The sequence below is a fragment of the Roseovarius pacificus genome (assembly GCF_900142665.1).
Lineage (GTDB): Bacteria > Pseudomonadota > Alphaproteobacteria > Rhodobacterales > Rhodobacteraceae > Roseovarius > Roseovarius pacificus.
The window spans coordinates 1-24,722 of record NZ_FRBR01000016.1; the positions used below are offsets into that span (position 1 = coordinate 1).

18 protein-coding genes, 1 tRNA gene and 3 pseudogenes are annotated in these 24,722 nt (G+C 55.7%); 10 read left to right on the plus strand and 12 right to left on the minus strand.

All coding sequences use genetic code 11. From position 1 onward, the window contains the following. Positions 1-92: 92 nt before the first annotated feature. From BUB53_RS18805 to BUB53_RS22860, 3 genes are all read right to left on the minus strand, one after another. Positions 93-2,456, minus strand: coding sequence for a type I restriction endonuclease subunit R (locus BUB53_RS18805; RefSeq protein ID WP_073037050.1), 2,364 nt, complete (start codon positions 2,454-2,456; stop codon positions 93-95). A gap of 9 nt (positions 2,457-2,465) precedes the next feature. After that, positions 2,466-4,736: a type I restriction-modification system subunit M gene (locus BUB53_RS18810; RefSeq protein WP_073037052.1), complete on the minus strand. Its 2,271-nt coding sequence runs from the start codon at positions 4,734-4,736 to the stop codon at positions 2,466-2,468. 117 nt (positions 4,737-4,853) lie between these two features. Further along, the gene (locus BUB53_RS22860) at positions 4,854-5,027 is read right to left on the minus strand and encodes a hypothetical protein (protein ID WP_159437874.1); all 174 of its coding nucleotides are present in this window, start codon (positions 5,025-5,027) and stop codon (positions 4,854-4,856) included. Here BUB53_RS22860 and BUB53_RS18815 point away from each other — a divergent pair. The 4 genes from BUB53_RS18815 (at position 5,026) to BUB53_RS18830 (ending at position 10,211) form a co-directional block, all read left to right on the plus strand. Then, the gene (locus BUB53_RS18815) at positions 5,026-5,526 is read left to right on the plus strand and encodes a hypothetical protein (protein WP_073037054.1); all 501 of its coding nucleotides are present in this window, start codon (positions 5,026-5,028) and stop codon (positions 5,524-5,526) included. The two genes, BUB53_RS22860 and BUB53_RS18815, sit on opposite strands and share 2 nt — an antisense overlap. 589 nt (positions 5,527-6,115) lie before the next feature. Next, the gene (locus BUB53_RS18820) at positions 6,116-7,291 is read left to right on the plus strand and encodes a ComEC/Rec2 family competence protein (RefSeq protein WP_073037057.1); all 1,176 of its coding nucleotides are present in this window, start codon (positions 6,116-6,118) and stop codon (positions 7,289-7,291) included. An 8-nt stretch (positions 7,292-7,299) separates the two neighbouring features. Further along, positions 7,300-9,555 (plus strand): Mov34/MPN/PAD-1 family protein, encoded by a 2,256-nt coding sequence (locus BUB53_RS18825; protein WP_073037059.1) that lies wholly within the window; start codon positions 7,300-7,302, stop codon positions 9,553-9,555. Continuing rightward, entirely contained in the window at positions 9,555-10,211 is a 657-nt protein-coding gene (locus BUB53_RS18830) for a hypothetical protein (RefSeq protein ID WP_073037061.1), read from the plus strand. Before BUB53_RS18825 ends, BUB53_RS18830 begins: the two co-directional genes overlap by 1 nt. 387 nt (positions 10,212-10,598) lie before the next feature. On the opposite strand, the gene BUB53_RS23040 is transcribed toward BUB53_RS18830, so the two are convergent. The 3 genes from BUB53_RS23040 to BUB53_RS18840 all read right to left on the minus strand — a co-directional run bounded on the left by BUB53_RS23040 (position 10,599) and on the right by BUB53_RS18840 (position 11,501). Continuing rightward, entirely contained in the window at positions 10,599-10,766 is a 168-nt protein-coding gene (locus tag BUB53_RS23040; RefSeq protein WP_188745034.1) for a hypothetical protein, read from the minus strand. Between the two features lie 67 nt (positions 10,767-10,833). Next, the gene (locus tag BUB53_RS18835) at positions 10,834-11,265 is read right to left on the minus strand and encodes a type II toxin-antitoxin system VapC family toxin (RefSeq protein WP_229709596.1); all 432 of its coding nucleotides are present in this window, start codon (positions 11,263-11,265) and stop codon (positions 10,834-10,836) included. Next, complete coding sequence (locus BUB53_RS18840) at positions 11,262-11,501, minus strand: FitA-like ribbon-helix-helix domain-containing protein (protein ID WP_073037158.1); 240 nt, start codon at positions 11,499-11,501, stop codon at positions 11,262-11,264. Before BUB53_RS18840 ends, BUB53_RS18835 begins: the two co-directional genes overlap by 4 nt. A gap of 214 nt (positions 11,502-11,715) precedes the next feature. On the opposite strand from BUB53_RS18840, the gene BUB53_RS18845 reads away from it, so the two are divergent. Next, the gene (locus BUB53_RS18845; protein WP_073037064.1) at positions 11,716-11,937 is read left to right on the plus strand and encodes a hypothetical protein; all 222 of its coding nucleotides are present in this window, start codon (positions 11,716-11,718) and stop codon (positions 11,935-11,937) included. A gap of 47 nt (positions 11,938-11,984) precedes the next feature. On the opposite strand, the gene BUB53_RS18850 is transcribed toward BUB53_RS18845, so the two are convergent. Further along, a complete protein-coding gene (locus BUB53_RS18850; RefSeq protein WP_229709595.1) occupies positions 11,985-12,956 on the minus strand; it encodes a DMT family transporter in 972 nt (323 codons plus the stop codon). 310 nt (positions 12,957-13,266) lie between these two features. Between BUB53_RS18850 and BUB53_RS23045 the strand changes: the two are divergent. Next, positions 13,267-13,437 (plus strand): annotated as a pseudogene (locus BUB53_RS23045) (IS256 family transposase); the annotation flags it as partial. Beyond that, a pseudogene (locus BUB53_RS23050) lies at positions 13,432-13,731 on the plus strand (IS5/IS1182 family transposase); the annotation flags it as partial. The pseudogenes BUB53_RS23045 and BUB53_RS23050, both read left to right, overlap by 6 nt. A gap of 254 nt (positions 13,732-13,985) precedes the next feature. Here the strand turns inward: BUB53_RS23050 and BUB53_RS18865 are convergent. From BUB53_RS18865 to BUB53_RS18875, 3 genes are read right to left on the minus strand one after another with little or no spacing between them, the layout of a single operon-like run. After that, complete coding sequence (locus tag BUB53_RS18865; RefSeq protein WP_143163283.1) at positions 13,986-14,732, minus strand: hypothetical protein; 747 nt, start codon at positions 14,730-14,732, stop codon at positions 13,986-13,988. Next, positions 14,704-18,090, minus strand: a complete 3,387-nt coding sequence (locus tag BUB53_RS18870) for a VPA1269 family protein (RefSeq protein ID WP_073037070.1) — start codon at positions 18,088-18,090, stop codon at positions 14,704-14,706. Before BUB53_RS18870 ends, BUB53_RS18865 begins: the two co-directional genes overlap by 29 nt. Then, entirely contained in the window at positions 18,071-19,504 is a 1,434-nt protein-coding gene (locus BUB53_RS18875) for a site-specific integrase (RefSeq protein WP_073037073.1), read from the minus strand. The genes BUB53_RS18870 and BUB53_RS18875 overlap by 20 nt, the downstream gene beginning before the upstream one ends. Positions 19,505-19,791: 287 nt before the next feature. Between BUB53_RS18875 and BUB53_RS18880 the strand changes: the two are divergent. After that, positions 19,792-19,911: pseudogene (locus tag BUB53_RS18880) on the plus strand (GapR family DNA-binding domain-containing protein); the annotation flags it as partial. Positions 19,912-19,947: 36 nt separating this feature from the next. Here BUB53_RS18880 and BUB53_RS18885 read toward each other — a convergent pair. Together BUB53_RS18885 and BUB53_RS18890 are read right to left on the minus strand one after the other, a co-directional pair. Further along, positions 19,948-20,793: a hypothetical protein gene (locus tag BUB53_RS18885; protein WP_229709594.1), complete on the minus strand. Its 846-nt coding sequence runs from the start codon at positions 20,791-20,793 to the stop codon at positions 19,948-19,950. Between the two features lie 345 nt (positions 20,794-21,138). Further along, positions 21,139-21,214: transfer RNA gene (locus BUB53_RS18890), tRNA-Thr, on the minus strand. A 222-nt stretch (positions 21,215-21,436) separates the two neighbouring features. On the opposite strand from BUB53_RS18890, the gene BUB53_RS18895 reads away from it, so the two are divergent. Further along, complete coding sequence (locus BUB53_RS18895) at positions 21,437-22,747, plus strand: NAD(P)/FAD-dependent oxidoreductase (RefSeq protein ID WP_073037077.1); 1,311 nt, start codon at positions 21,437-21,439, stop codon at positions 22,745-22,747. Between the two features lie 622 nt (positions 22,748-23,369). Beyond that, the gene (locus BUB53_RS18900) at positions 23,370-24,632 is read left to right on the plus strand and encodes a porin (protein ID WP_073037080.1); all 1,263 of its coding nucleotides are present in this window, start codon (positions 23,370-23,372) and stop codon (positions 24,630-24,632) included. The last annotated feature ends 90 nt before the right edge of the window (positions 24,633-24,722 follow it).

Below are 24,722 nucleotides of genomic sequence, written 5' to 3' on the forward strand. Positions count from 1 at the left end.
CAGAGGCTGAAGAGAACTTCTATGCACAGCGCGACGTGCTCGATATGGTCGCGTGAAATGAAGCTAAAGGTCTCCGGTGAAACCGGGACGATTCAGTGCTCGGAATCTTCCTGGTTCGATTTCACTCGGTCGTGGATATCGAGATACTTACTCTTGAAGTCCTCGAAACGCTGGGGATCGAGCGCCAGGTCGTCATCGGAATACTCGGTGAAGCTCGTCAGGATATTTCGGATCCGGATCAGTTCCCGGAACGCCCTCACGAAGGCCAGGATATCCTCCTCGGATGCCAACTTGTCCACCATGCCCGGGGTCGCAGCAATCTTCATCAGCTCGACGACGGCCTCGTTGAACTGATCGACATAGGCCTGATACGGCTCCATGAGAATGGTGTCCCGCGCCTCCTTGTTGGAGAACAGCGCGATCGCCTCGTCGACCTTCTCCTTGAGGTTTCGGAAGCACACGATATTGCCTTGGGATTTCTTCTGCCCAAGGGTCCTGTTCGTTCGCGAGAACGCCTGTATCAGGCCGTGGTAGCGCAGGTTCTTGTCGACATAGAGGGTGTTACAGGTCTTCGCGTCGAATCCCGTCAGGAACATGTTCACAACCAGCAGGATGTCGATGCCCTGCTCCGGGACGAAGTCTTTCCGGTCGCGCTGCTTCATGCGCTTGGCCAGGCCCTTGTAGTAGACATAGAAGGCCTTGCCGTTGTCGACGCTGTTGTTGGTCCCGAACATGGCATTGTAGTCCGCCACATAGGACGCCAGCTTGTCCCGGCTGTGCTGGGTCGTCACGTTCACCGGGCCGCCTGTCACATCAGGTTCGCCGATGAGGCCGTTGGCATCCTCGTCCTCTTCGTTGGCGGCGAAGGTGAAGATCGTGGCGACCTTGAGATCGTGTTTGCCTTCCGCCTTCTTCCTGCGGAATACCTCGTAGGTCTTCGTCAGCGCATCGACCGATCCCGTGCACATGATCGCCGAGAACTGCCGATTGTGGGTCTTCCGATCGTGGTTCTCGATCACCCAGTCAACGACACCGTCTACGCGCTTCTCGCTTTCGAAGAACTCCTTGAGGTCGATGCCGGCGACCTCCTCGTCCGTCATTAGGGTACCGTCCTTCTTACGCAGCTTGCCCCAGTATTCGACCGAGAAACGCAGGACATTCTCGTCGCGAATGGCGTCCGTGATGACATACTTGTGGAGACAATCCTCGAAGAGATCGGATGTGGTGCGCTTCCCGATGGCGTTCTCCACCAGGATCGGCGTTCCGGTGAATCCGAAGAGCTGTGCCTTCGAGAAATAGGCCACGATATTCTTGTGGGTGTCGCCGAACTGGGACCGGTGGCATTCATCGAATACGAAGACGACGCGCTCATCCTTGATCCCAGCCATGTCGGCTTCGTGGCGCTCGCGCGTGATTGCCGTATTGAGTTTTTGAATCGTGGTCACGACGAGTTTCGTGTCCGGATCCGAGAGCTGATCCACCAGGGCCTTGGTGTTGTCTGTCCCATCGACCGAGCCGGGTGAGAAATAGTTGAACTCTTTCGTCGTCTGGTAATCGAGATCCGCGCGGTCCACCACGAAGACGACTTTCGCGACCTTGGGATTCTCGACGATGACCTGGGATGCCTTGAAGCTGGTCAGCGTCTTGCCAGACCCCGTCGTGTGCCAGATGTAGCCGTTCTTCCGACCCTTCATCACCCGGTCCAGGATCCGCTCCACCGCGTAATACTGGTAGGGGCGCAGCACCATAAGTGCCTTGTCGCTCTCGTGCAGAACCACGTATTTCGCGATCATCTTCGACACGAAGCACTTCTCGAGGAAAGCGTCCGTAAATGCCTCGAGGCGGGTGATCGGCTCGTTGTCTTCATCCGCCCAGAAGAAGGTCTGCTTGAAATCCTGGTGCCGGTTGTTGGCATAATATTTCGTGTTTACGCCGTTCGAGATGACGAAGATCTGCACATACTGGAACAAGGCGTTCCCGGCCCAGAAGCTGTGGCGATGGTATCGGTTGATCTGGTTGAACGCCTCGCGCAGCTCCATGCCGCGACGCTTCAGTTCGATCTGGATGAGGGGCAGGCCGTTGACCAGCAGGGTCACATCGTAGCGGGTCTTGTAGCTCCCCTCCTGCGTCACCTGAGAGGTGACCTGGTATCGGTTCCGGCACCACTCCTGGGCGTTAAAGAACTGGACATAGCTGGTCGTGCCGTCGTCCCGTTGCAGGGTCATGCGATCCCGCAGGGTTTTCGCCTTCTCGAAGACACTGCCTTTCTCGAGGTGGTTCAGGATCCGCCGGAACTCATCGCTCGAGAATGTCGTACCGTTGTGCGCCTCCAGTTGTGCCTTGAGATTTCGCTCCAGCGTGGCGCTGTCCTTGATTTCGATCTGGTTCCAGCCAAGGCTGACCAGGCGTTTGATCAGCGCGGACTCGAGTTGAGCTTCGGATTGCACCGCGGTCATGATAGCCTCTTACGCGGACAGCTTTTGAAGGAGGCCTTTCTTGAAGTCCTCCATGTGGGTGATCTGGCCGGACACGGCGTCGATCTTGGCGTCAACGGCCATCAGAATCCCAGAAATCTTTTCCTGCTCGTCCGGATGCGGAAGCCATAATGTGAGCTTTTCGAGATTCTTCTTCGACACACCGAGAACTGAAATGCCTTGGGCAATCCTTGTGATCTGGCGTCGCATCGGTTCGCTGCGCAATAGGTAGCCGGCAAAACCTGGCACGACTGCACCGTCACTTGGCCTTGCGATAAAGGTGTGAAGTCCTGCGATCATTGAGCGTTCACGAACCTCCATGATCTCGATTGACTTGCCGATATCCGCATAGTCTTCCGAGGCGTCGGCGATGACGATATCACCCTCACGGAGATATTCCTCGTCGGTGATGCGCCGCAACGGCGCGTTTTCCGTAATGAACGGCACATCTTCTGCCGACTGACGGAAAAGCGCCCGGAACTTGCTGTGAATATCTCCGTAATGGATGTTCTGCACGCCGCTTGTAGTGGTTTCGGTGAGATGTTCGCGGGAGAGGCTATTCGTTTTTGCCCAGACGAAGAGGTCACCGAACTTTTCTTTGCTCCAATCTGGAAACTCACTGCCATCCTCTCGTGAAAAGCGCATTTCCTGAGAAAACAGCTTCTGCATCAGTCCACGCTTGAAGTTCTGCAATATTGCAAGATTTGGGGCAGATGGATAATCAACACCCAGCTCCGAGCAAAGACTGGAAATTGTGCGATCGACAAGCTCGATCACCTTTTGCATTTGTTTTGAAGACTCGCTTTGAGCAGCAATGTCGACAATTGGATCCGGCTGGAAAATGTCAATGTATCTTGGCAAGTTCAGATTGAACTCATTATCGACAACCTCCTCTGGACTTGCGCGGTGGCTGAATCGATCCACTTCCGCTCGCGTCCGATAGGCCGAAACGATCTGATCGACATCCTCGTCCCGAAGACTGTTCTGGTTTTTACCTTTCAAGAAGCAGGAAGATGCGTCGATGAATAGAATGTCTTCAGTTTCCTTACATTTCCGAAGAACCAGAATGCATGTTGGTATGGCCGTGCCGTAGAAAATATTGGCTGGCAGGCCGATTACTGCATCGAGCCAGTTACGCTTGACCACGAACTCCCTGATTATTCCTTCCGCTCCGCCTCGAAAAAGGACGCCATGAGGTAAAACGACGGCCATTGTGCCATCTTCATCGAGGTGATGCAGCATGTGCTGAACGAAGGCGAAATCTGCCTTCGACCCAGGTGCGATCTTGCCGTATTCCGAAAACCGATCGTCACTCTCGAACATCTTGTTCGCCGACCATTTCGCGCTGAAGGGCGGATTGGCCACGATCGCCTCGAACAACATGCCCTCGTGCTGCGGATGTTCGAGCGTGTCCTCCTGCTTGATGTCGAAGTTCCGATAATGGACCCCGTGCAGGATCATGTTCATCCGGGCGAGGTTGTAGGTCGTCCGGTTCATCTCCTGTCCGTAGAAGTCGCCCACATCCTTCACTTCCTTCGCCACGCGCAGGAGCAGGGAGCCGGAGCCGCATGTCGGATCATAGACCGAGCGGAGGCGGGTCTTGCCCGTGGTCACGATCTTGGCAAGCACCGTGGAGACCTGCTGGGGCGTGTAGAACTCGCCGGCCTTCTTGCCGGCGCCGCTCGCGAACTTGCCGATGAGGTATTCATAGGCGTCGCCGAGGACATCCGAGTCCGCGCTCTCGAGCTGGAAGTCGATCCCGTCAAGGTGAACAAGGACCTTGGAAATGAGGGTGTTCCGCGCCTCGTTGGTTCGACCGAGCTTCGTCGATGTCAGGTCCAGGTCCTCGAAGAGGTTGTCAAAATCCTCCTCGGATTGCGTGCCCATCGTCGAGCGCTGGATGTTGTTCAGGATCTCGGTCAGGTCTTCCAGGATGAAGTTGCCGGGCGTCGCACCTTTCTGTGCAACGGCCGTGAACAGCTCTTCGGGCTTCAGGAAGTATCCCAGAGCCTCGATGCAGGCATCCTCGACGGCTGCAAGGATCTCACGATCGTCAGGGTCCGAGGCATCGAGCCCCGTGAAGGTCCGGCCATCGTTCTTGAGGATGCCATCAACGTAGATGTGCAGCCGTTCCGAGAGGTACTTGTAGAAGATGAAGCCCAGGATGTAATCACGAAACTCGTCCGCATCCATTCGGCCACGGAGCTCGTTCGCGATGCTCCATAGCTTCTGCTCAAGCTTCTTCTTCTGATCTTCAGTCATTTCAAACCCTTATTCTTATACCGGGCACCCTACGCAACGAAGCGATGCGCGAAAACCCAGCAAAACGCCTTATGGTGATATGAGTTCGCAGGCGGATGCGCCGAAGCAACCAGGCCATTATTTCCAAGGCCAGAAATAGAGGATGTCCTCGAACTTCACCGGCCCGCGCGCCAGACCGAACCGCATCGCAGGCGTGACCCCGTTGGCGTCCGTCTTGATGTAGTTCGTGTACGGTAACCGCGAGATCGACGAGATCCGGGCCTGCAATGAGGTATTCTCGGATGGCAACATGCCTTATCTGCTGATGGCCACGCTCGCCCGGCTGCTGCTGGAGGGCCATGCGTGGCAAGGACAAGCCTCCACCGGAACCCGGCAAACGTCGGCCGACGCCAGTCCGAAGCCCGCTCTGATGGAAGCGCATCACGCCGATCCGACGATGGCATCGATGTATGAGGACATCCGCGAGACGCTGGGGTTGCACTTCGTCAATACCGACTACCGTGCCTTTGCCCGCTGGCCGAGCTATTTTGCCCCCGCCTGGGCAGACCTGAAAGGTGCATTGACCGGGCCAGGCTACGCCGATGCGGTCGAGCACGTCCACCGGGTCGCTATCGACATGGCCATTGCCTTGCCCAACCCCGCGGGGCTGACGTCCAGAGCCCTCCGGGACGCGGCAAAAGCGGATGCAGAATTGGACGACGTTCTATCCGTCGTCCAGTTGTTTCAGTGGCTCTTGCCGGGACTGGCCTTGAATGTCTCTTTTCTCAGGGCACAGATCGCAACCCCATAAGTGAAACCAGTTTACGCGGCCGAGACAGCGCCGACTCACGGCAAGCTGGCGTTCGCGGCGCGATGTGCGCACGACAGGTTTGGGCCGGGAGCGACGGTCACTGCTGAACGTCAGGCCCCGACCCGCTGCGACGTCGCATGTCCGTTTCGAGGCCCACGTTGCTCATTTGTGGACAGCGCAGCAATCTACAGCATGGGCGGTAAGCGGTCTTTCGCTGCTTCCTGAACGAAAGACAGCAATACTGCAGGCGACGACACGCCAAACTCGCGGGATACCGACTGAACTGCACTGAGCGTCGTTAACAGGCCGCTGAAAAAGTCCGGTCATCGCCCTTTCGACTCTAAGGGGCGCCATTTTTGAACTCTCTGTTCGAGCTGATGAAAATCCAGTGCAATGGAGCTTGACGAGCGGGCCGCCAGACGCGCGGCTGAGACCTTTTTCAGCGGCCTGCTGAGCAATCGTTCCGTTGGGCGACGGAGCCTTCACATACACTTGAACATCCGGATATAGTGCACATATCCTGCCACATCCCCACGATGTTGTTTCCTGCCAAGGTTGCAACTACTCCAAACAGCGAATTGAGTCAGCCATGACAGCGAACGTAATTTTCTTTCCGGTCTCCAACGGTGACATGAACCTCATCGAGCTGGACAACGATCAATGCATCCTCATCGACATCAACATCCGAAGTACTGCGGATGATGAGGACGGTGACAAACCCGATGTCGGATCACAGCTGAGAAAGCGCTTGGAAAGTCGCGGGCGCGATGAACAGGGGCGTCTCTATGTCGATACATTCTGTTTGACTCATCCTGATCAAGACCATGTTGCGGGCCTGCAAAAGCACTTTCACTTGGGGCCAATCGATAACTGGTCCGAGGATGATGACAAAATTATCATACGCGAAATGTGGTCTTCGCCAACGGTGTTCCGGCGCGCCAGCAGCGCCAACACTCTGTGCGACGATGCGAAGGCTTGGAACAAGGAAGCAAAACGGCGGGTACAGCGCTATCGCGAGGTAGGACTCACTGTTGGGGACGGTGAGCGCATTATGATCTTGGGTGAAGATCGCGACGGGAAAACAGACGACATCCCCGGTATTGTCGCCAAGATCGATACCGAGATTTCGCAGTCAAACCGCGTCGGCGGTGGTGGTGGCTTCAGCGCCCGATTGCTTGGACCGCTTCCGGCGACCGGCGACGAAGATCGTGGAACACTGGTAAAGAACCGTTCGTCGGTTATACTTCGCTTCTCGCTCCACATCGGTGATGATCATGGAAGGTGTTTGTTCCTGACTGGTGGGGATGCTGAGGTCGAAATCTGGAAGCGCCTTTGGAACAAGCATAAAGCGGACCATCTGGACTGGCTGGAGTATGATATACTTCAGACACCGCACCACTGCTCGTGGCGAAGCCTGAGTTTTGACAGCTGGAAAGAAAAGGGCAACGACGCCAAGGTTGACCAAGATGCTCGCTCCGCATTGTCACAGGGGCGGGACGGATCGGTCATCGTGGCAAGCTCCAAGGCGATCAAAGCCGATGCTGACAACCCCCCACACCACCGGGCGAAAGAAGAGTACATCTCTATGGTTGGCGACGCCGAAACCCGTTTTTATTGTACCGACGAAGAGTGGGAAAAGAGCGCGCAGCCGCTTGAATTCATTGTTTCAGGCACTCTGAAAAAACGGAGTGGGAAGGCAGCTGCCATCGCGACAAAAAGCCTTGGAATTGGAGCAACCGCCGCTCAGGCCCGGCCGCATGGGTAGGGGTAACAATGCCGGGAAAAACAAGCGCTGAACTCGCAGAGGCGATTGTTCAAATACTGCTAATTCATCCAGAAGTTTTTGACGGGCGAGTTATCTCTGATGCCGGAGGCGAACCTGAAATACAAATTCTGGTAAATGTTGAGATGCCCTTGCCGATGAAGGCGAAGGGCCAGAGCCCAAACGGCATAAGAACTAAGGAACCCGTAACGGCAAAAATTCCGCAGAATTATCCTTGGAAATCTCCAAGGTTCAACCTGCGTGATGATTTCCCCCGAAATCTTCCGCATCTCCAACCCATCGGAAAATCTCATCCACCACAGCCCTGTTTGGTTGATGGTCACCAGGATGAGTTTTTCCGGCAGTTCGACCTGCATGAAAACGGATTGCTCCAACTCATCGACCAGCTGATCGCGTGGCTTGAGAAAGCTGCCACTGATCAACTTAACAATGCAGCACACGGATGGGAGCCGGTGCTTCGTGCTGGAGTGTCGAACTCAATCACTCTGAATGCTGCTTACTGCCGTCAGCTTGTCAGGCCCGGCGGTGGCATTTCATTACTGTCAGGAAGATATCTCAGGTCGAGCAAAACTGAAGAGCCTCAGTTTTTTCTGAGTGCTGATGCGAATAAAATTCCATTGAAAAAGGACAAGCCAGATATTTTCACGGCAAAATGGATTGAAGATTATGCCTCTGGCAACACTGTTGTTGCGGTTGTTTCGCCACCAAAACTTCCGACCGGCAAGCCGAGGCTGGAGACAGAACATTACGCCGAATACATAGAAAACTTTGAAGACATTCTTGCTCGAGGAAAGCAACTCGGGTGCTATGCTTTGATCCAGAGCCTGCTCACCAACATTTCCAGGTATTTTGACAAAGCCTATCTGAATCAAAGGGTTCCAGTAGGTTTGATCTTCTGCATTCGACGTCCGTTCAAGCTCACGGGCATGGAAACCGATATCGAACTCATACCATACATTTTCGAGATTTTTCCGTCAGATGGCAGAAAGAGTATCTTGGAAGGTGGTGGTTCCTCAAAGGCGTATCCTGCGGCCCAGATTGACGCCATCAGCAAAGAGCTTCTGTGTTCCGTAAGCGGAACCAAAATGCCGCCACGAACTGCCATACTGGGCTGTGGAAGCGTGGGATCCAAAGCCGCGTTCCATCTGGCACGGACTGGTGGAACGATTACCAGTGTAAGCGACAGTGACTACTTCGGCGCTCACAACATGGCGAGGCATGCCTTGGTGCGCGATAATCTCGGGGGACAAAAGGCAAATGAGCTCGCAAAGGAACTTGCGACACTTGATCAGAGTCCACGGACCTATCCTGCTGATATCCTGACGGGATTGTCGACCGATGATGGAAGAAAGACAATCATCCCCCCAAGAACCCAGCTGATCCTTAACACGACCGCTTCTCTTGGTGTTCGTGAGGCCCTGTGTCAATGGAAGCCAAAATTTCGAAAGGCAAGAGTATCAGAAATTGCGCTGTTTGGACACGGGGAGGCAGGAATAATGTTACTTGAAGCGCCCGAGGGAAATCCGAACCTTTGCGATCTTATGGCTTCATTCCACGCAGAAAAAATTTCACCAACAGCCTTCAAGCTGCTCCATGACAGCGAATTCGGTCTTTCTGAAGTACAGATCGGACAGGGTTGCCACTCCGCGTCGATGCCGATGTCAGACATGCGTCTTAGCATCTTGACCGGAACTATGGTCGAAGAACTATTGGAGTTAAATGACAGCAAAACGAACGAAGGAAAAATTGTTTTCGGGTTCCGAAACGGTTCGGATAGATTGAATACCCAATGGGCGACCTGGACGGTTCCAGCCTTCGAAATTATTCCGATAGCAGGCTCCGATGGGTGGAAGCTAAGAGTATCCAAAGCCGTCTTGGAACGGATTCGCGTCGAGATGGAGGCGTTTCCCGGCGTTGAGACCGGTGGCGTAATTGTCGGCACATGCAGCTCCCGGCTCAGAACAATATGCGTTGTTGATACTATCCCTGCACCTGAAGACAGTGAACGATCAGCCGCGAAGTTTATCTTGGGGGAAAAGGGGCTGAAGAAAGCTATTGAGAGACGTTTTCAAGAGAGTGGCGAGAAGCTTCTGGACCTTGGAACGTGGCATTCTCACGTCGTGGAAGTTGGTCCATCATCACTTGACTGGACGACAGCGGCGGACTTGGCCAAAGGACGACCGCCGCCTTCTGTTTTGTTGATTGCGACACCAACACGACTTCATGCTATTTCAAAGGGAATTTGATGAGCGACAAGACACTTAAAGATCAGAATGCGTGGCTTCTAAGAGGCTTTATCCTTTTGGTCGGAATGCTATTCTTTTGTTTTTGCTATGGCGTGCCTTCAATTGGCGCGGACTCATGGGATACATTGGCGGCCCGGTTCACTGATACACTTGGCCCTGCAAGTTTTGGTCTGGTGGTTCTTTCGATCACCAAACTTTGGCTTTTGGGCTTCCTGCCACCTCGGCTTCGTGACCAAATTGTTCATTGGAAGATCAAAAACCCACTACCGGGCAGCAAAGCGTTCTCCAAGATCGGTCCAAATGACCAAAGGATCGATTTGGTAAAACTTGCGTCTGACCACGGTACGTTACCCATTGAAGAGGCGGAACAAGGACGGCTCTTCTATCGCATCTACAAATCGGTTGATGGAAGCGCTGGGGTGGATGATGCTCACAGGTCCTATCTTGCGGCACGTGATTGTGCGACTATGGCAATCCTGTTTTTGTTTATCCTTACCCCAGTTGTCTATTGGGTGTCCCAAAATGGAAAAAATGCCATCACCTTCGGTATCATCTTGATTGTCACGTTCCTGTTGATGTCTTTGTCGGCCCAGACGTATTCGGTACGTTTTGTTCAGAACGTACTGGCGCAAGCCTCAGCAAAAACAGTCCCTTAGAAGGCCGCTGAAAAAATCCGGGCATAGTCTTTTCGATGCTAAGGGGCGTCATTTTTCGGGCCCTTGTATCGACCCAGTGAAATCCTGCTCATGCTACAACGGAGAACGTAGCCATGAGTAAGACGATGGATGACAGCAGAAAACGGTGGACGGCGACCTGACCGGCTGCGAAGACATCGGCGACTTTGACGCCTTCGCAAGGAACATCCGGTCTCTGACCATGGCCTGGACATACTCGCCCGGTCGATCAGAGATCACGAACCTTCAGGCAGAAAGCTGTGATTGGGTAAGACCTCGCTGCTATCGAACGCACCATGGCGGCCGAGCAGCGCCTAAGGGAAGATATGGTGCGCATCGCTTGCTGGATTGAGGCCAGTCAGAGGTTCATCAGGACACCGCCTCGATGTCCGACCTGTTCAATGCCCCGCAACGAAGCTTCGAGACTGTCGCCTGGGCATTGTCGGGTGCCTCTGCAAGGAAAAGCCTGTGTTCTGCCGGATCGAAGGGGGCCTTGGCGATAGCCTCCAGCGCCTCGAAAATTTCTGTCGGGTTCATGCGTTCACTCAGTTAATCATTGCAGAAACAAACATTGCTCGCACCAAAACGTGCCTCAATCCCAGTATCACTCGAACGCCTCCGTGCTGAGTTCATGCAGGGAGATGACCCGGTGAGCGTGCTTCGTAAGGCAAATCGATTCAATGAATTGAATATCTGCCGTTATAAGGAACCGATTCATCCGTTCAGCGACTGCGAGGTAGATGCAATCGTAGACGGGGTGCCCCAGTTCGAGCGCGAGATCGAGGGCGCGCTCCTCGAGCCCATCGTCTGCATCGATAATATTCATGGGGGCTTGCTGAAGCAGGTTGAAAAGCTCTTCAGCGGCGTCAGCCTCAACGGCATTCTTCGCTGCGAGCATCCGGAAGACATTCGCAGCTTCGATGCGGAGTAGGGCAGGGGCAACGAGATCATGGCCCTGCAAATTCAGAGCGATCTCGCTTCCGGGCTCATCGATGAGCCACTTCATCGCGACCGATGTGTCGACGACCAGCTTCAAGCCCCAGCCCGATCCCGATCTTCTCGCAGGATTTCCGTTGTCGTCGTCTGGCCTTCAGGCAGCTTGATCCGGCGCGCTCGGGCTGCCTGGAAGAAGTCTCCTCGCTGTCGAGGACGCAGAGCCTCCTGGAGGATCAAGCGATGCTCGGCTTCGGCGGAGCGTCCGGCCTTGGCCGCTCGCGCCTTGAGTGCGGCGGCGATTTCGTCATCGACATTTCGAACTGTCAGTTGAGCCACTTCAACCCCCCCCCCCGTGTAGGCAGAATGCATGCATTATGCTTGCACCGCGGCAAATATTCAAGAAAAACAGACAGAGAGCGTGGAAACGGTTGATGGCGTCTTTCTGATGAACCCTGCAGCAGCGGCCGCTGGAATATCGGATCCCCTCCGCAGTCGTCTGATCGTTCGATTTGCGGTATGATCCCATGGCGTCAGACAGAGAAGGCTCAGCATGACCACTGTCGAAATCTACATATCCGTGGGTTCCGTGATCGCTTCCGCCATGGGGGTTCTCTATGTCCTTCATGCGGTCCGGCACGCCGGGCGAGACCGCCCGCATGATCCAGCCGCTGTGCAAAGGTTCATCGAGAGTGCTGCGCGCCTCTCCGCTGAGCGCGGTGAAGGCTGTCTTGATGAAGCCGGGCGCGCAGAGACCGCCAAGAAAACGGAATAGGCGCGTGCCGCGCCAGCCGACATGCGAGTGCCGACTGACGCGCGAGATCAGCGAGATCTGATACGGCGTGTCCGGCGGCGTCTCGGACGCATGCTGGCGCGATTGGCCGGGACCTGCTCCCGCCAGAACACATACAGACCAGAACTCAGGATAATTCCGATGCCCAGCCAGGTCAGGCCGTCCGGGAATTCCGCAAACACCAGATAGCCCATGGCGGTGGCTCCGATGATCTCGAGAAACTGGAACGGCGCCAACATTCCTGCTTCAGCCCGGCGGAAGGCTTCGGCAATCAGGATGAAGCTCGCGGCGGCAAGACCGCCCGACGCCAGAATCGCGCCCCACGCCCAGCCTGGCAGGCTGGCAAAGGAGGGCTCGAGCTGCCCTGTCGCGCCGAGGCCCAGAGAGATCCCGATCATGCCCAGACAAGCATAGAAAGTAGCGCCGCACTGGACCGTCAGGCTCGACCGGGTCCCAGAGGCTTTGCGCAGAACGATCATGTTCAGCGCGTAGCACAGAGCTGCCAGCAGCGGCAGGAAAGCCGTTGGACCAAAACCTCCGCCGGGCCGAATGATGATCAATACCCCGATCAAACCGACGAGGACGGCGATCATACGCCGCGGGCCAACTCGTTCGCCCAGCAAGGGCCCGACAAGCGCCGTCAGGATCAGTGGCTCGGCGAAGAAGATCGCTATGGCCGTGGCAATCGGCATAACCGAGAACGCCCAGATCAGGCTGGTCAGGGTCACCATGACCAGAGTGCCCGAAAGAGCCACGATCGGCGAGAGCATCGGCCCGCGCAGACGGTGGCGCAACACAAGCGCGATGGGAGCGAGGCAGAGGCCCTGGGCCAGCAGCCGAGCTGTGGTCACCTCAATGGCGGAAAGATGCCCCATCAGGATCTTGGCGAATGTATCCCCGACAGGAAGAAGCAGCATTGCGGCCGCCATGCAGATCATGCCGGTCACCGCGCTGTTCTCGAAGAGCGCGGGACGACGGGGCGTGGTCACATCAAAGGTCATGGTCATCACTCCAATGGCAAAAGGCCCGAAGATTTCGGGCGAGTGATGTCCGGGCGTTCAGGACAAGATTTCAGATTCAGGATAGATGCGTATCGGAAAGCGACGCCATCGCATCACGCATGACCGATAGGTAGGGGTTCGGGTGGCCATTGGTCAAGGGGTGCGCCCCATTGAACGACAGACAAGACACTCGTTTATTCAAGTATCTTCTTTGGTCGTGTCTCGGAAGTATTGAAAATTCGAAGGCGGCTTAGTCCCCGCGTGAACTGACACCCACTCAACCGGCGGCAACTGCCAAGGAGATCACGCTATGAATCAAATTACCAACACCGCGAGCTTTGCGCTACTGGTCGAAGAGGCTGGCCTCGACCCGATCGAGCAGCGCCTGAGAACCAACATCCGCGCGACCATCGAGGCCGCGTTCCAGGAGGAACCGGCCAGCTTTCTCGACTGCCTTCGCTACGGCCGGTGTGACGGCACCCCGATCATCCTGATCCGCACGAACGGACGCTTCTGGAAGGAGAACTGCCCGGCCGCACGCGCTCGCAACGAAACCTTGCGTGCCACCCGGTACTATGGACGAGCGCTATGGAAACGCTGGTCCGGATACCACGCCCAGCCGCCGGACTAAGGCGAGGATGCGCCGCCTGAAAGCCTTCGGCGAGCGCATCGCCGCGAGAGACCCCGACCGCCAGACCGCCGAAATCCACATCCGCGTAGCCTCATGAACCGGTTCAACGAAATCGGTAACGCCGAGATCGTTCGCGTGGTATGAAGTCCGTGGGGCAAGGGGCCGTCACGACTCGCGCGAGGCAATGCAACAACGCTGGTGCACGTTGAAACCTGACGGCGAAAACCTCTGTGCGTAGTCTGCGAAATTCTTTACGCACAGACGATGGTCTAACCCTTTCAAATCTCAAGGGGCGTGGCGAAACACTACGCGCGCGCCTACATCGGCCAGTTTCCGGTTACGAGTGATCTCCTCAAGGCCAACACTCCTGGCCAAAGCTATAGCGACCGAAGTTGGGCTTAATTACCTGATCTACCTAAGATTGATCGAAGCGCGTCCAATTCAGACTTCGACACGACGAGGGAGTTGCTGAAGCTGAGAATGTCGCCTTGGTCCACCTTCAGTCCGAGGTGGCGTAGCGTATCTGTGTCGTCGAAACGATTCAGCATACTGCGGATAGACGACAGGTGTTCCTCCGCAATGTCTGTGTTCGACATATCTGAGTGAAGAAACGTCCTGTCAGTGCCCGGCGTGCGTGCTGCCGATAGCAATGTCTGAAGGTCGATCTGCGGGATGCGTTTCAATCCATTCTTGATCATATTTAATTCCTGCTCGATTTTCTTTCTGAGCTCGATTTGGTGTCTGAAAAACTGCCGCGTTTCGATATCCTCAATCTGATCCAGAAGACTTTCATATTGCGTCTTCGGCTTACTCTTCTGCTGTTCACGAACAGCCTCACGCTCATTTTCTCGAGCGCGAATATATTCTATAAGGCCATTGTTTCTGTTGCTCAGGAAAGTCCTGGTAGGTCCGCTCCAACCTTGGCGCTTAGCATACTCTGCAATGTTCTGAGCGGTAATGCGGAGCAATCTTGGGTCGTGGCGATTTTGACTTCCGCCCTGAGCTCTAACAAGTTCGCCGCGCGCAATAGCGCTGCAAGCGACTGTCAATCTATCGATCGTTGCGATACGCCGCTCTGGTTGTGCGAATTCTTGTGCTTCGCTTCTTAGGCGCGCCTCAATAACACTGCTTGTTGTTGGGTTCATGATCTACAACCGCTTCATCCGTAGGTGGGCTCAAGGAAGGTGGAGGCATGGTCTCCAATTGCTCTCGGAGAGAGCTGACCGAAACTTCTGCACGGCGGTTTTCAGGCACGGATGCTATGAGTGCCCCATAACGGTCCATGGCCTCTCTTCGCTCGCTCTCTGGCAATGAGAGCAGATACTGTCCAACGTCGCCGTTGCGCGCCGCAATCTCCCAGAGCATCTCATTTCTTCGTTCGACCAAGCCGGTTGGCATGTCCATGCGTGCACCAAAGATCACATCAGTATTTGAAACGATCGTCTGCACGAGGTCAAAAAGGTCTCCCTCTCTGATGCCATGTGAAACGTGTCCGAGCTCGACAGGCATCGATGAATTCTCTTGTTCCTGTAGCTTCACGCATTCGTCGATAGTCTTATACTCAGCCGCCCAGTCCGCCCAGAGTTCGTCTCGAAAGCTCCGCTCCTGGGAGATCCTGGTTTCGATGATGCCTACAGGCTCGCCTGCACGGCTGGCGTTTAAGAGTTCCGTGTTCAGCTGTTGTTCCTTGCGAACGGAGTCGCCAATCTCCAGTATCAAGATGTTAGCGTTCATTACCAGTCCGTTAAGGAATGCAGGTCCTGTCAGTCGGAAACGGCACCGCGAGCATGCCTTGTCACGATGAACTCCGAAGTTGTAGCTGCCCTTCTTCTCTCCGCCGGACGAACACGACGCACCGGGACATATGCCATGGCTAAACACAGAAATGGCGTCTGGGGAGTTTGCCAGGGGGCCGCGCTTGGTGATTAGCTCTTTGGCGAGCTGCAAACCTTCCCCCGATCCGACTTGAGCCGCGAGCCCGCCGAACAACCCTTCGATAATCGAATCGAGTTCATCTTCGCTCTCCGCTTCAGACAGCGCTCGGGCGGCCTTCACACGTCGTGCTTCGCGTGCGGCGTTGATCTCAGCGTGCACCCGTTCAGGACTGTAGGCATGATAATGTAGCGTCATTACGAGTGAGGCGTGACCCAAGAAATGCTGCACAACAGTAGGCGGCACTCCTTGGTCCAACAGTGCCGTGGCTACAGCCACGCGAATGCTGTGGATGTCCCAAATAGGATTTCCTGACTTGTCGAAGAACGTGAGCCTTACCGCGTTCGGCCCGAGCTCTTTGACCCGCTTCTCGTGGACTATGTCCTCACATACCTTGAGCAGCTCATGCCACCAGTAATGTAGAGAGTTAGCGGAGATTGGATGCTCACCAGTTAGCGGGTTCAAGAAGAGAGGGTAGATATACAGGTTGTTCGCCTGAAGGCTTGCGGAGGATTTTTCATCTACAGCCGCCACGGGTTCCGAGATTGGGTTGTGGCGTGATTGTATATCTGCGATGTATTCGAGCCGCCCGTGTAAGTCATCCGGAAGGAAAGGAATCTCAAGCGGTTGATCGTTCTTGGTCTTCAATAGGAGCAGTGAGAAAATCTGACTATCATCAGATATATCCATTATTTGAATGGCTCCAGCTCGCCTACCTTTCGTTGCGCTGATGTGAGCGTTCTGAACAAGGGTGCGGCTCATCTTGTCGACCCTGAATTCGTCTCCTTGCCCCGAATCCATCCATCTGGCCGATGAACTGCGCATGCCCAAATTTAGGATGCAGTCGAGTGCACCCGCCGTTGCGGGAATGATTTCCTCAGGCTGCTTTCCGTCAAGGTTAATGAGTGAACGGCCCCTGGTTCCGGACTTCCAGCGCCTGTACCGGGCGTATGGCAATCCATCATCGTCGGGCTTTGCATTCTCTTCGATTAGCGTCTCTACGATCAAAGATGGAATGGATTTTCGAGTTGTTCCAAACTTTTTGGGTGGGTTCTTCCAATCCCTTCCGGATTGTATTGGATTGCGATGCTCGCCCTTCTGCTCGTCTGCCCACAAGTCGAAGAGTTGATGCATGCTCCTAAGCGGTCCGCGAGTTGTAACTTCCCATTGCTCCAAAGCAGCCTTGAATGTGAAATTCCCTTTCCCGGAGTGGTCGGATATGTGTTCGGACCTAACTACTTCGGAAAAATCCCGTGGCGGATTGCTATGCATGAAAAGATACATTAGCCAAAGCCGACAGGACCGGTAAATTTCATCAAAGCTTCGGCGCGGTGTCAACTTCACCAACCTGTCAAGATCATAAGCCCAAGATATTATCTCGGGCGGGAATGAATTAGGAAAATTCTTTCCGGTCTTTTCTTCGAAGTTTTGAACTTGGACCGGCATAGCAATCTTTATCTTTTGTGGCTCCTCGGTGAAGAAGGCGAGGGGGTCTTCCATAAATAATTTTGATTTACGCTCTTTGAACTTCTGCATCCACTGTCGGGTCGTGTCCGAGGTTATCCCATGGAAGTCCGCGCATCCACTCAGATATAGACTGAGGTCGTGCTTTTCCCCCGTCATCACATTTCTGGTCATATAGAGATATTCAGGTTCAAATCCGGAGCTATCAAAGTAAGTCGTCCCGCAGAAAATAGAAAAGTTGTTAAGTGAAGATACTGAGCGGTTGGGGTGGTTAGTTCTACAGTACTGGTGCGCATGAAGAAACTCAGACGTTCTCTGGCGGGTCATGCGGAGAATTACTGGTCCTCGCATAATGGCTGGATAAAGAAATGATGCCGCTCTCCGAGTATCCGCCATTCTTGAAGTTGGCAGCAGTATCTGTCCGTCGTGAGCCAGGTAATGCAAGATGTGAAATTGAGCACGGCGGATCGTACTGAACCCGCGTTTTTCATTCTTTCCCTTCTCCGCCGTGAGCGCGCCTTCCAGTAGGTGGTTCAGAGCCGTCGATATATCAGTCCGATTGGATTCCTGCCTTTCAAGGTCTTTAACGACCGCTTCGAAGTCTATCTCCAGGCTGGATTCAAAAATTCCAGCTGAAAGCCCGACGCGTGTATCGGGTTCAAGAATGTGTCTCGACAGGAAGGAATCTATTTCCGCATCAGGCATATCAAAGAAGGTTTGAGCAACGGGGAAGCCCTTGGGTAGACGACTGCGGGGTTGGCCTCGGAAATTACTGGATGGCAGATATCCTTCTTGTTGTAACCAATCCTTGCTAAACGCGAAGCTCTTTATGTAGAGGAATTTTCTGGTATTTTTGGTCTCTGTGGATGACCGGATGAGCTTCTCGTTGTTCCCTTCGGTTTTTGGTTTTCGTTTGGCTGAGTTAAAGGGATGACTGTGTGCTTCTTGCGCTGGCCCCGATAGGGTAGAATACAGAGCTTCCCTATAAAGCTGCTCCGAGGCATCTATTGCGCAAATCACGTCATCATATGAAATTTTTCGGCGGATAAAGATTTCTCGCCCGCTATTAACGACAAACTTCCCGTCGTCAGATTCCAGAATAGTCATTTGTTCTCTCCTGCGGAAAGTCGCGTTTCAGAGCTGTTCGTAGTGCGTCGATGCTGATACCGTAATCTTCTTGAGACTGTATGTTGGTGTCTCCTCTCATGACTTGGATCAATCGAGGGGAGAGCCCCAGCCCTTCGGCGTAGGCCTTAGTAAAGTGGCGAAGTCCTTGAATATTTCTTCCCCGAACATTGGGCTCGATTCCGACCCGCTTGCATGCAGCTTTCCAGGCAGCGTCAACACGCGATTTTTTTAGTGGTGTGCCGTAGTGCGAATCCCTGGCGAGCATGTTCACGAAGAAATACGGGTGATGTCGGCTTGTTCGGTTGTGTAGGTGAAAGGTCCGAATTTCATCAGCGCATTCGTCGAACTGTTGAGCTGCCTTCTTGCTCAACCAATATGTATCAGCCGTAGAATGTAGACCGGACAGCACTTTGGTCTTAAAGCCTGCATATAATTTATGTCTATTCGGTAATGTGCTGCGCGGGCGAAACCCATATCGTTCGATCATGAAGGCTTCACGGGTCAGTTTTCTTTTGTTCTGAAAGTCTCCCAAGTAGGTGCTATCGGTGGGGTGGGCGATTAGCACTAAGGACCCTTCATCGCCGAAATAGGAGCCGAAAAATTCGCTACGATACTCACCGGGCAAAACGTCGGCTTGCCATAAGTTGAGCATCTCGGACACACGATGTGAACCGCCGTAGGCCAAAACGAGCCAAAGTGCGCGGAACGCCGGGTTCGCTTCCCTTTCGATAATGAGGTCAACTTCTGACTTCGGCGGGAAAGGTCGGACTGTTCTCAATGTGGGGGTGATGCGACCGCGTGATGGCATCTGCATTGTGGAAGTCGAGCGATGTTTTTCCCAAAACGAGCGAGATTTGTTGAGGTGCACCAACATGTCTCTCGAAGACAACTGAGCCTTCGCAAGAGTGGAGAGCTTGGCACGAGGCAGAGAGAGGATCTTGTTGCCGAGGGCACGTGTTTCACCGGCTCCTGTCTCTTCGATGAACTGGAAGAAACGGATCAAGTCGGTGAACTCAATCCTGATAGTATTTCGCGAGACTGGTTTCCATTCCAGGGGACGAAGAGGGTGTCCGGCTGCCATGTTCTCGGTGCCAGCTCTTCGGTAGTCGAGATATGTGAAGATAAGTGCTGTCTGCTCATCGACGCTTTGGGGCGATCCATCTCCGAAAAGTTTTGAGAAGTTAATGAACCGACACAGGGTTTGGACGCTTCGCAAAACGGTTGAGAACTTCACGTACTGCGACAGGCTGATTGCCCAGGAGCATGCCAGCGGGTCCAGCTCTACGGTCGAGCCATCCGAACTTTCGTGGAAAATCACTGGAACCGCGGAAAGAGCGACGTCTTTGACGGCCAAGGTGACGGTAACTGCGAAAGGATACCTGCCGCCTTTCATGAAGGCACCAGTAGTTCCAAGTTCTTCAGCCGAAGGCCGATGAGCTGAGATTTCGCGAACTTTTCACTTAGCTCGTTCCTGCAATGGCCGGGCCGCTCAACGGATTCGGGTGGCAGCGTAGACGCGCGCCAAGCGCTTGAGCTATTTGAGGGCTCCACGCTTGGCGCGCTCGCTTCTCTCGAGCGTGTCTCTGTGTGGTGATGTCTTTTGCTGTTCGCGATCTCGACCATACTTTCAGCGTATGGAGTGATGATCTGCCCTGCAATACATTTTGTCAGACGGGGGTAAAAGGCTATGACACCAAGGTCATGCGCAAGGTCATTGCGCTGCGCAAGCGTGACCGTGACGATATCGCCGAGGAAGAGGCCGTTCTTGAAATGTACAAGGAAGCGCTCGGGATGAGCTGATCATCGGCAGTTCCTGCGGCTTCGCCTTGATCCCGGTCACGGTGTGATCAGCGTCACGCCCGGAATGCGCTGAATTTCCAATACGTCATCATCATAGATGTCGCTCAGGTGCTGGATGAATTCCTCGGTCCAGCCGGGGATGTCCAGTTCTTCCTCGATAGCCTCTTCATCGGCGAACTTGTCCAGGAATGCCGCGATCACACGCCTTTTCTGCGTTTCGCTCATGTCGGGATGGCTTTTCAGATAGGCCTGAAAGCGTTTCATGCCTGCCTGTGTCATGATTTCCGACAACAACGTGAATTCACCTTTGAAACGTCTGGTCGGGTCCAGCCCGGCCAGTTCCCGAACGACTTCTGCCCAGATCAGGGGGGTATCCTCGTTGCACCAGACCGTGATCGGCAAATCGGGGCAGGCCGTGCGTATGCGCGCGATCATTTCCGACCAGCGAAAGCCGGCGGGGTCGCTGCCCCGCAGGAACTCGGGGAATGTCTTGAACGGGGTATGTTGAAAAATCGCGGGCAGGAAGGTGGCCGGATTGCGGATGGCCAGGAACAGTTCCAACTGGTCCTTGTGAAAGATCCTGTCCAGCGTTCTGAGCCGCTGGTCGGCCGCGCCGTAAAACACCCCGGAGGATGCGGCCATCTTGGGCGTGCCGAAAAAGCCGGGATTGGAGAGCACGATCCTGTCTGCGCTGTCGTCTTCCAGGAATGAATCGAGCAGGACTTCGCGGACCTCGGAAGACAGGCCGCCATGCTGCGCCTCTTGCAGGGTGTCGCGGATCAGTTTGCGATAGCTGGATGGGGGCGGTGCGAAAGTGCCTGCTTCGGCCAGTATGTCACTGTTGGCGCCGAGGCATCTTATCAACCGGTCCTCATCGGTCATGTGCGCACCTGCGTGAAAAACGACGTGCATTCCTGTCCTTATCTCCTGCTTGAAACACGGCTAATATAAGCGGTTTCTCAGGTGGTTAAACCGTTTTGACATCAGCGCGGCCTGCATATCGAACGGCCCATGAGGGCGCGCGATTCTTCGATGGCATATGTCCGGGCAACCGGAGGCGCAACGGGTTTCGCCAATCGCATCGGGGCAGGCCGGATTTCCGCCACAGAATGGGAAGTTACTCACCGAAAGAGGCAGGTATTTGGAAAACCAAAGGCATCCCGGTGTCGTTTTCTTGATTGCCCGACTGTCTGGCCTGGTGGGTAATTCAATGAAAACAGTTGTTTATGGTGCCCCCACACGGACTCGAACCGCGGACCTACTGATTACAAATCAGTTGCTCTACCAGCTGAGCTATAGGGGCAAACCGCCTGATCCGGATCGGTTGAGCCGGGCAGGCCTGTTTTCGCGGTCGCTTATTGTCATAGTCGGATCGCCGTGTCGATATCTTTTTCGACCCGGAATGCAGGTTTGTGCCTGGTGGGTCTGTGGATGGTTGGGGCTTGTGGTAGGCGGGATGTTCCCGCAGATTGATCCGCGGTTGCCTGTGCCGGACGGGGCGGGCGCGAGACGGGGATGACGGGACATGACGATCTGGACGAGCGAAGCGGAACCGGGGCGGCCCTGGTGGTGGGAGGCGGCGGCGCCGGTGGCGGAGTCCGACGATCTTCCGGGAACGTGCGATGTGCTGGTGATCGGTGCGGGGTATACCGGGCTGTCCGCGGCCATTGCCGCGCATGATTGCGGTGCGCGGGTGGTGGTGGTCGAGGCCGGGGTGCCGGGGCAGGGCGCGTCGAGCCGCAATGGCGGCATGTTCGGGGCGCATCCCCGGCTGGGCTGGGCGGATCTGGAGCGCCGGTTCGGGGCGCAGACGGCGGATGCGTTGTTTGCCGAGGCCGGCCCGGCCCTTAACTGGGCGCGCGGTCTGATCGAGCGCGAGGGAATCGACTGTGATTTCCAGCAGACGGGCCGCATTCAACTGGCCTGGACGGCGGGCCATTTCGAGAACCAGAAGAAACTGGCGCAAAGCGTGCGCGACAAGAGCGATGTCGCGGTGCGGATGGTGGAACGCTCTGATCTGAAACAGGAAATCGCGACCGAAAGCTATTTCGGTGGGCTGCTTTTCCCGGAACATGGCGCCTTGCATCCGGCCAAGTATCACCGTGGATTGCTGGAGGCGGTGCGCCGTCGCGGTGTGCCTGTGGTGACGCAGGCGGCGGTCACCGGGCTGGCGCGTGCGGCGGGCGGGTTTAACGCAACGACCGCCAAGGGCCGGGTGCAGGCGGACAAGGTGATTCTGGCCACCAACGGCTACACCACCAAACCCTTTGGCTGGCATATGGCGCGGGTGTTTCCGCTGTCGAGCTACATGATCGCGACCGAGGAACTGCCCTCGAACCTGATCGGGCATATCGCGCCGGGGCGGCGGATGATGGTCGAGACGCGGGCGCGGCACAGTTATTATCGCATCTCACCGGATGGCAAACGGGTGCTGTTCGGGGGGCGTGCGGCGATGGTCGAAGTGCCCCCGGACCGTGCCGCCGAGCGGCTGCGCCAGACCATGTGCGAGATCTGGCCCGAGCTGCGGGACGCGAAAATTTCCCATGCATGGCAAGGCTTTACCGGATTCAGCTTCAATCACATGCCCAAGGTGGGCGAACATGACGGGGTGTATTATGCGATGGGCTTTTCCGGGTCGGGGACGGTGATGGCGCCCTATCTGGGGGCCAAGGCGGCGTATAAGGCGCTGGGCGATGCGCGGGGGGAGACGGCTTATGCCGATACAACGTTGAAACGCCATGTGCTGCACCCGTTCCGCAAGCCGCATTTCCTGAAGGCGGCGGATGTCTATTATCGCGAATGGGTGGACCGCCGGGAAACCCGGCAGGGGCGCTGAGGCGCGTTTCGTACGTTTTGTACGAAGTGTACGCGCGTTTTGTACGAAACTTCGGGGGCTGACGGCCATATGTGTCCAGCATGGACGCAATCCGGGGCGGCGCGCGGGGCTTTAACCTGATTGCAAGACAGTCCGGGGCAGGATGAGGCGGTGACGATTCCCGCGAAAGGACCGGACTGTTTTGACCATCTGTAAAATACCTGACCCGATCATCGCATGGCTGGCGATCCTGTGCGAGCAGGTGGCGATGGCCTGCCCGCCTGGGCGCAAGACCCTGCGGCGCGCTGTGGCCGGGCGGCAACCGGGGCATGGAATCACCCGGTTCGGGCGGTGTGTTCGCCGTATAGAGGGGAAGAGTGAGGCCCGAAGGCGGAAACCGGTCCATGCGGGCGATATGGCGTTCAAACCCCCGGAAAACCTGCAACATGCCTGTTTTTCAAGGATAAGCGGCAGGCCCGTCCGGGGCGTGTGTGGTTTAAACGTCACAGACCGGACAACAACGCCACGGGCGGGGGCGGGTTCGTTGACACCTGAGGGGTGTTTGGAGCATTCCATCATCCAAGCCGTGTCCATCTTGGGCGGCGGTGGAACATGAAACTTCCTGCTTTGATGGAGGGACACCTTGAAAAAGCAACTTCTCTGCACCAGCGCGATCGCTCTCGGCGTCGCAGCTGCACCCGCAGCAGCCCAGGAATGGAACCTGGACTGGGGCGGTTATTACAACGTTGACGTTCTGTTCAGCGACGTGGGCGGTAATGGTATTCCGGCCGCTGCCGATCTGGACGGCTCTACCGTTTTCACCAACGGTGAACTTCACTTCACCCCGTCGGTTACGCTGGATAACGGCCTGACCTTCGGTGCTCACATCGAGATGGAAGCCCTGAACGGTGGCGGTGGTACTGACGGCATCGATGAATCGTACATGTTCATCGAGGGCGACACCATGGGTCGCGTTGAAGTGGGTTCGGAAAACTCGGCTGGTTTCAAGCTGATGACCGGCGCACCTTCGGTTGGCTTCGGTATCAACTCGCCGTCGCCGTCGGCTTATCACCCGACCGCATTCTCGCCGGCCGGTGGCTCGGCGGTATTCCCGGCCTTGGGTACTCCTGGTCTGGCCGGTCGGACCGCAATGGTCTCGTCGTTCACTGAAGTTGCCGGCAACAACGACGTGCAGCGCATCAGCTACTACACGCCGAGCTTCAACGGCCTGACCCTGGGTGTGTCGTATGCGCCGAATGGTAGTAACGCCAACAACGCCGCAAACGCCGGCATGACGAACCGCAACACCACTCTCAACGATGTCTTCGACATCGGTGTGAACTACAGCCAGACCTTCGGCAGTGTCGATCTGGAACTGGCCGCACGCTGGGGTACAGCCGATGCAGGTAAGGTCTTTGCCGCTGTGGCACCTGGTCTGGACGGTATTCTCGGTACGTCTGACGACATTCTCACCCCGGCCATTACTCAGCCGGGCGATCCGGAAACCTGGGGTGTTGGCGCACGCATCGGCGTTGCCGGCTTCACCTTCGGCGGTTCGTATACTGAGAACAGCAGCGGCGCAGCGTTCGGCGTTGGCGACAGCGAAGGCTGGAGCGCGGGCGTGACCTATGACCTGGCCGGTCCGTGGACCATCGGCTTCGACACCTACCAGGGTGAAGGTAAAGGTAACTTCAACCCGGCAACTGGCGCGCGCGCGAAGAGCGAATACGAAGCCTACCAGATCGGCGCAGAGCGTGAACTGGGTACAGGCGTTGCATGGCGCATCTATGCGATCCAGTCGGAAAGCTCGCTGTCGGTCAACACACCGAGCTTCTTCGCACCGGGCGTGTCGAAGGTGAAGGTCGATGCGACCACGATCGGTACTGGTATCCGCCTGAACTTCTAATCTGAAGTTTAGCAGGACCTATAGGGAAGAGCGGGCCTTGTGCCCGCTCTTTCTTGTTTCGGAGGGCGGGGTTTTCGCATAGACATGGCC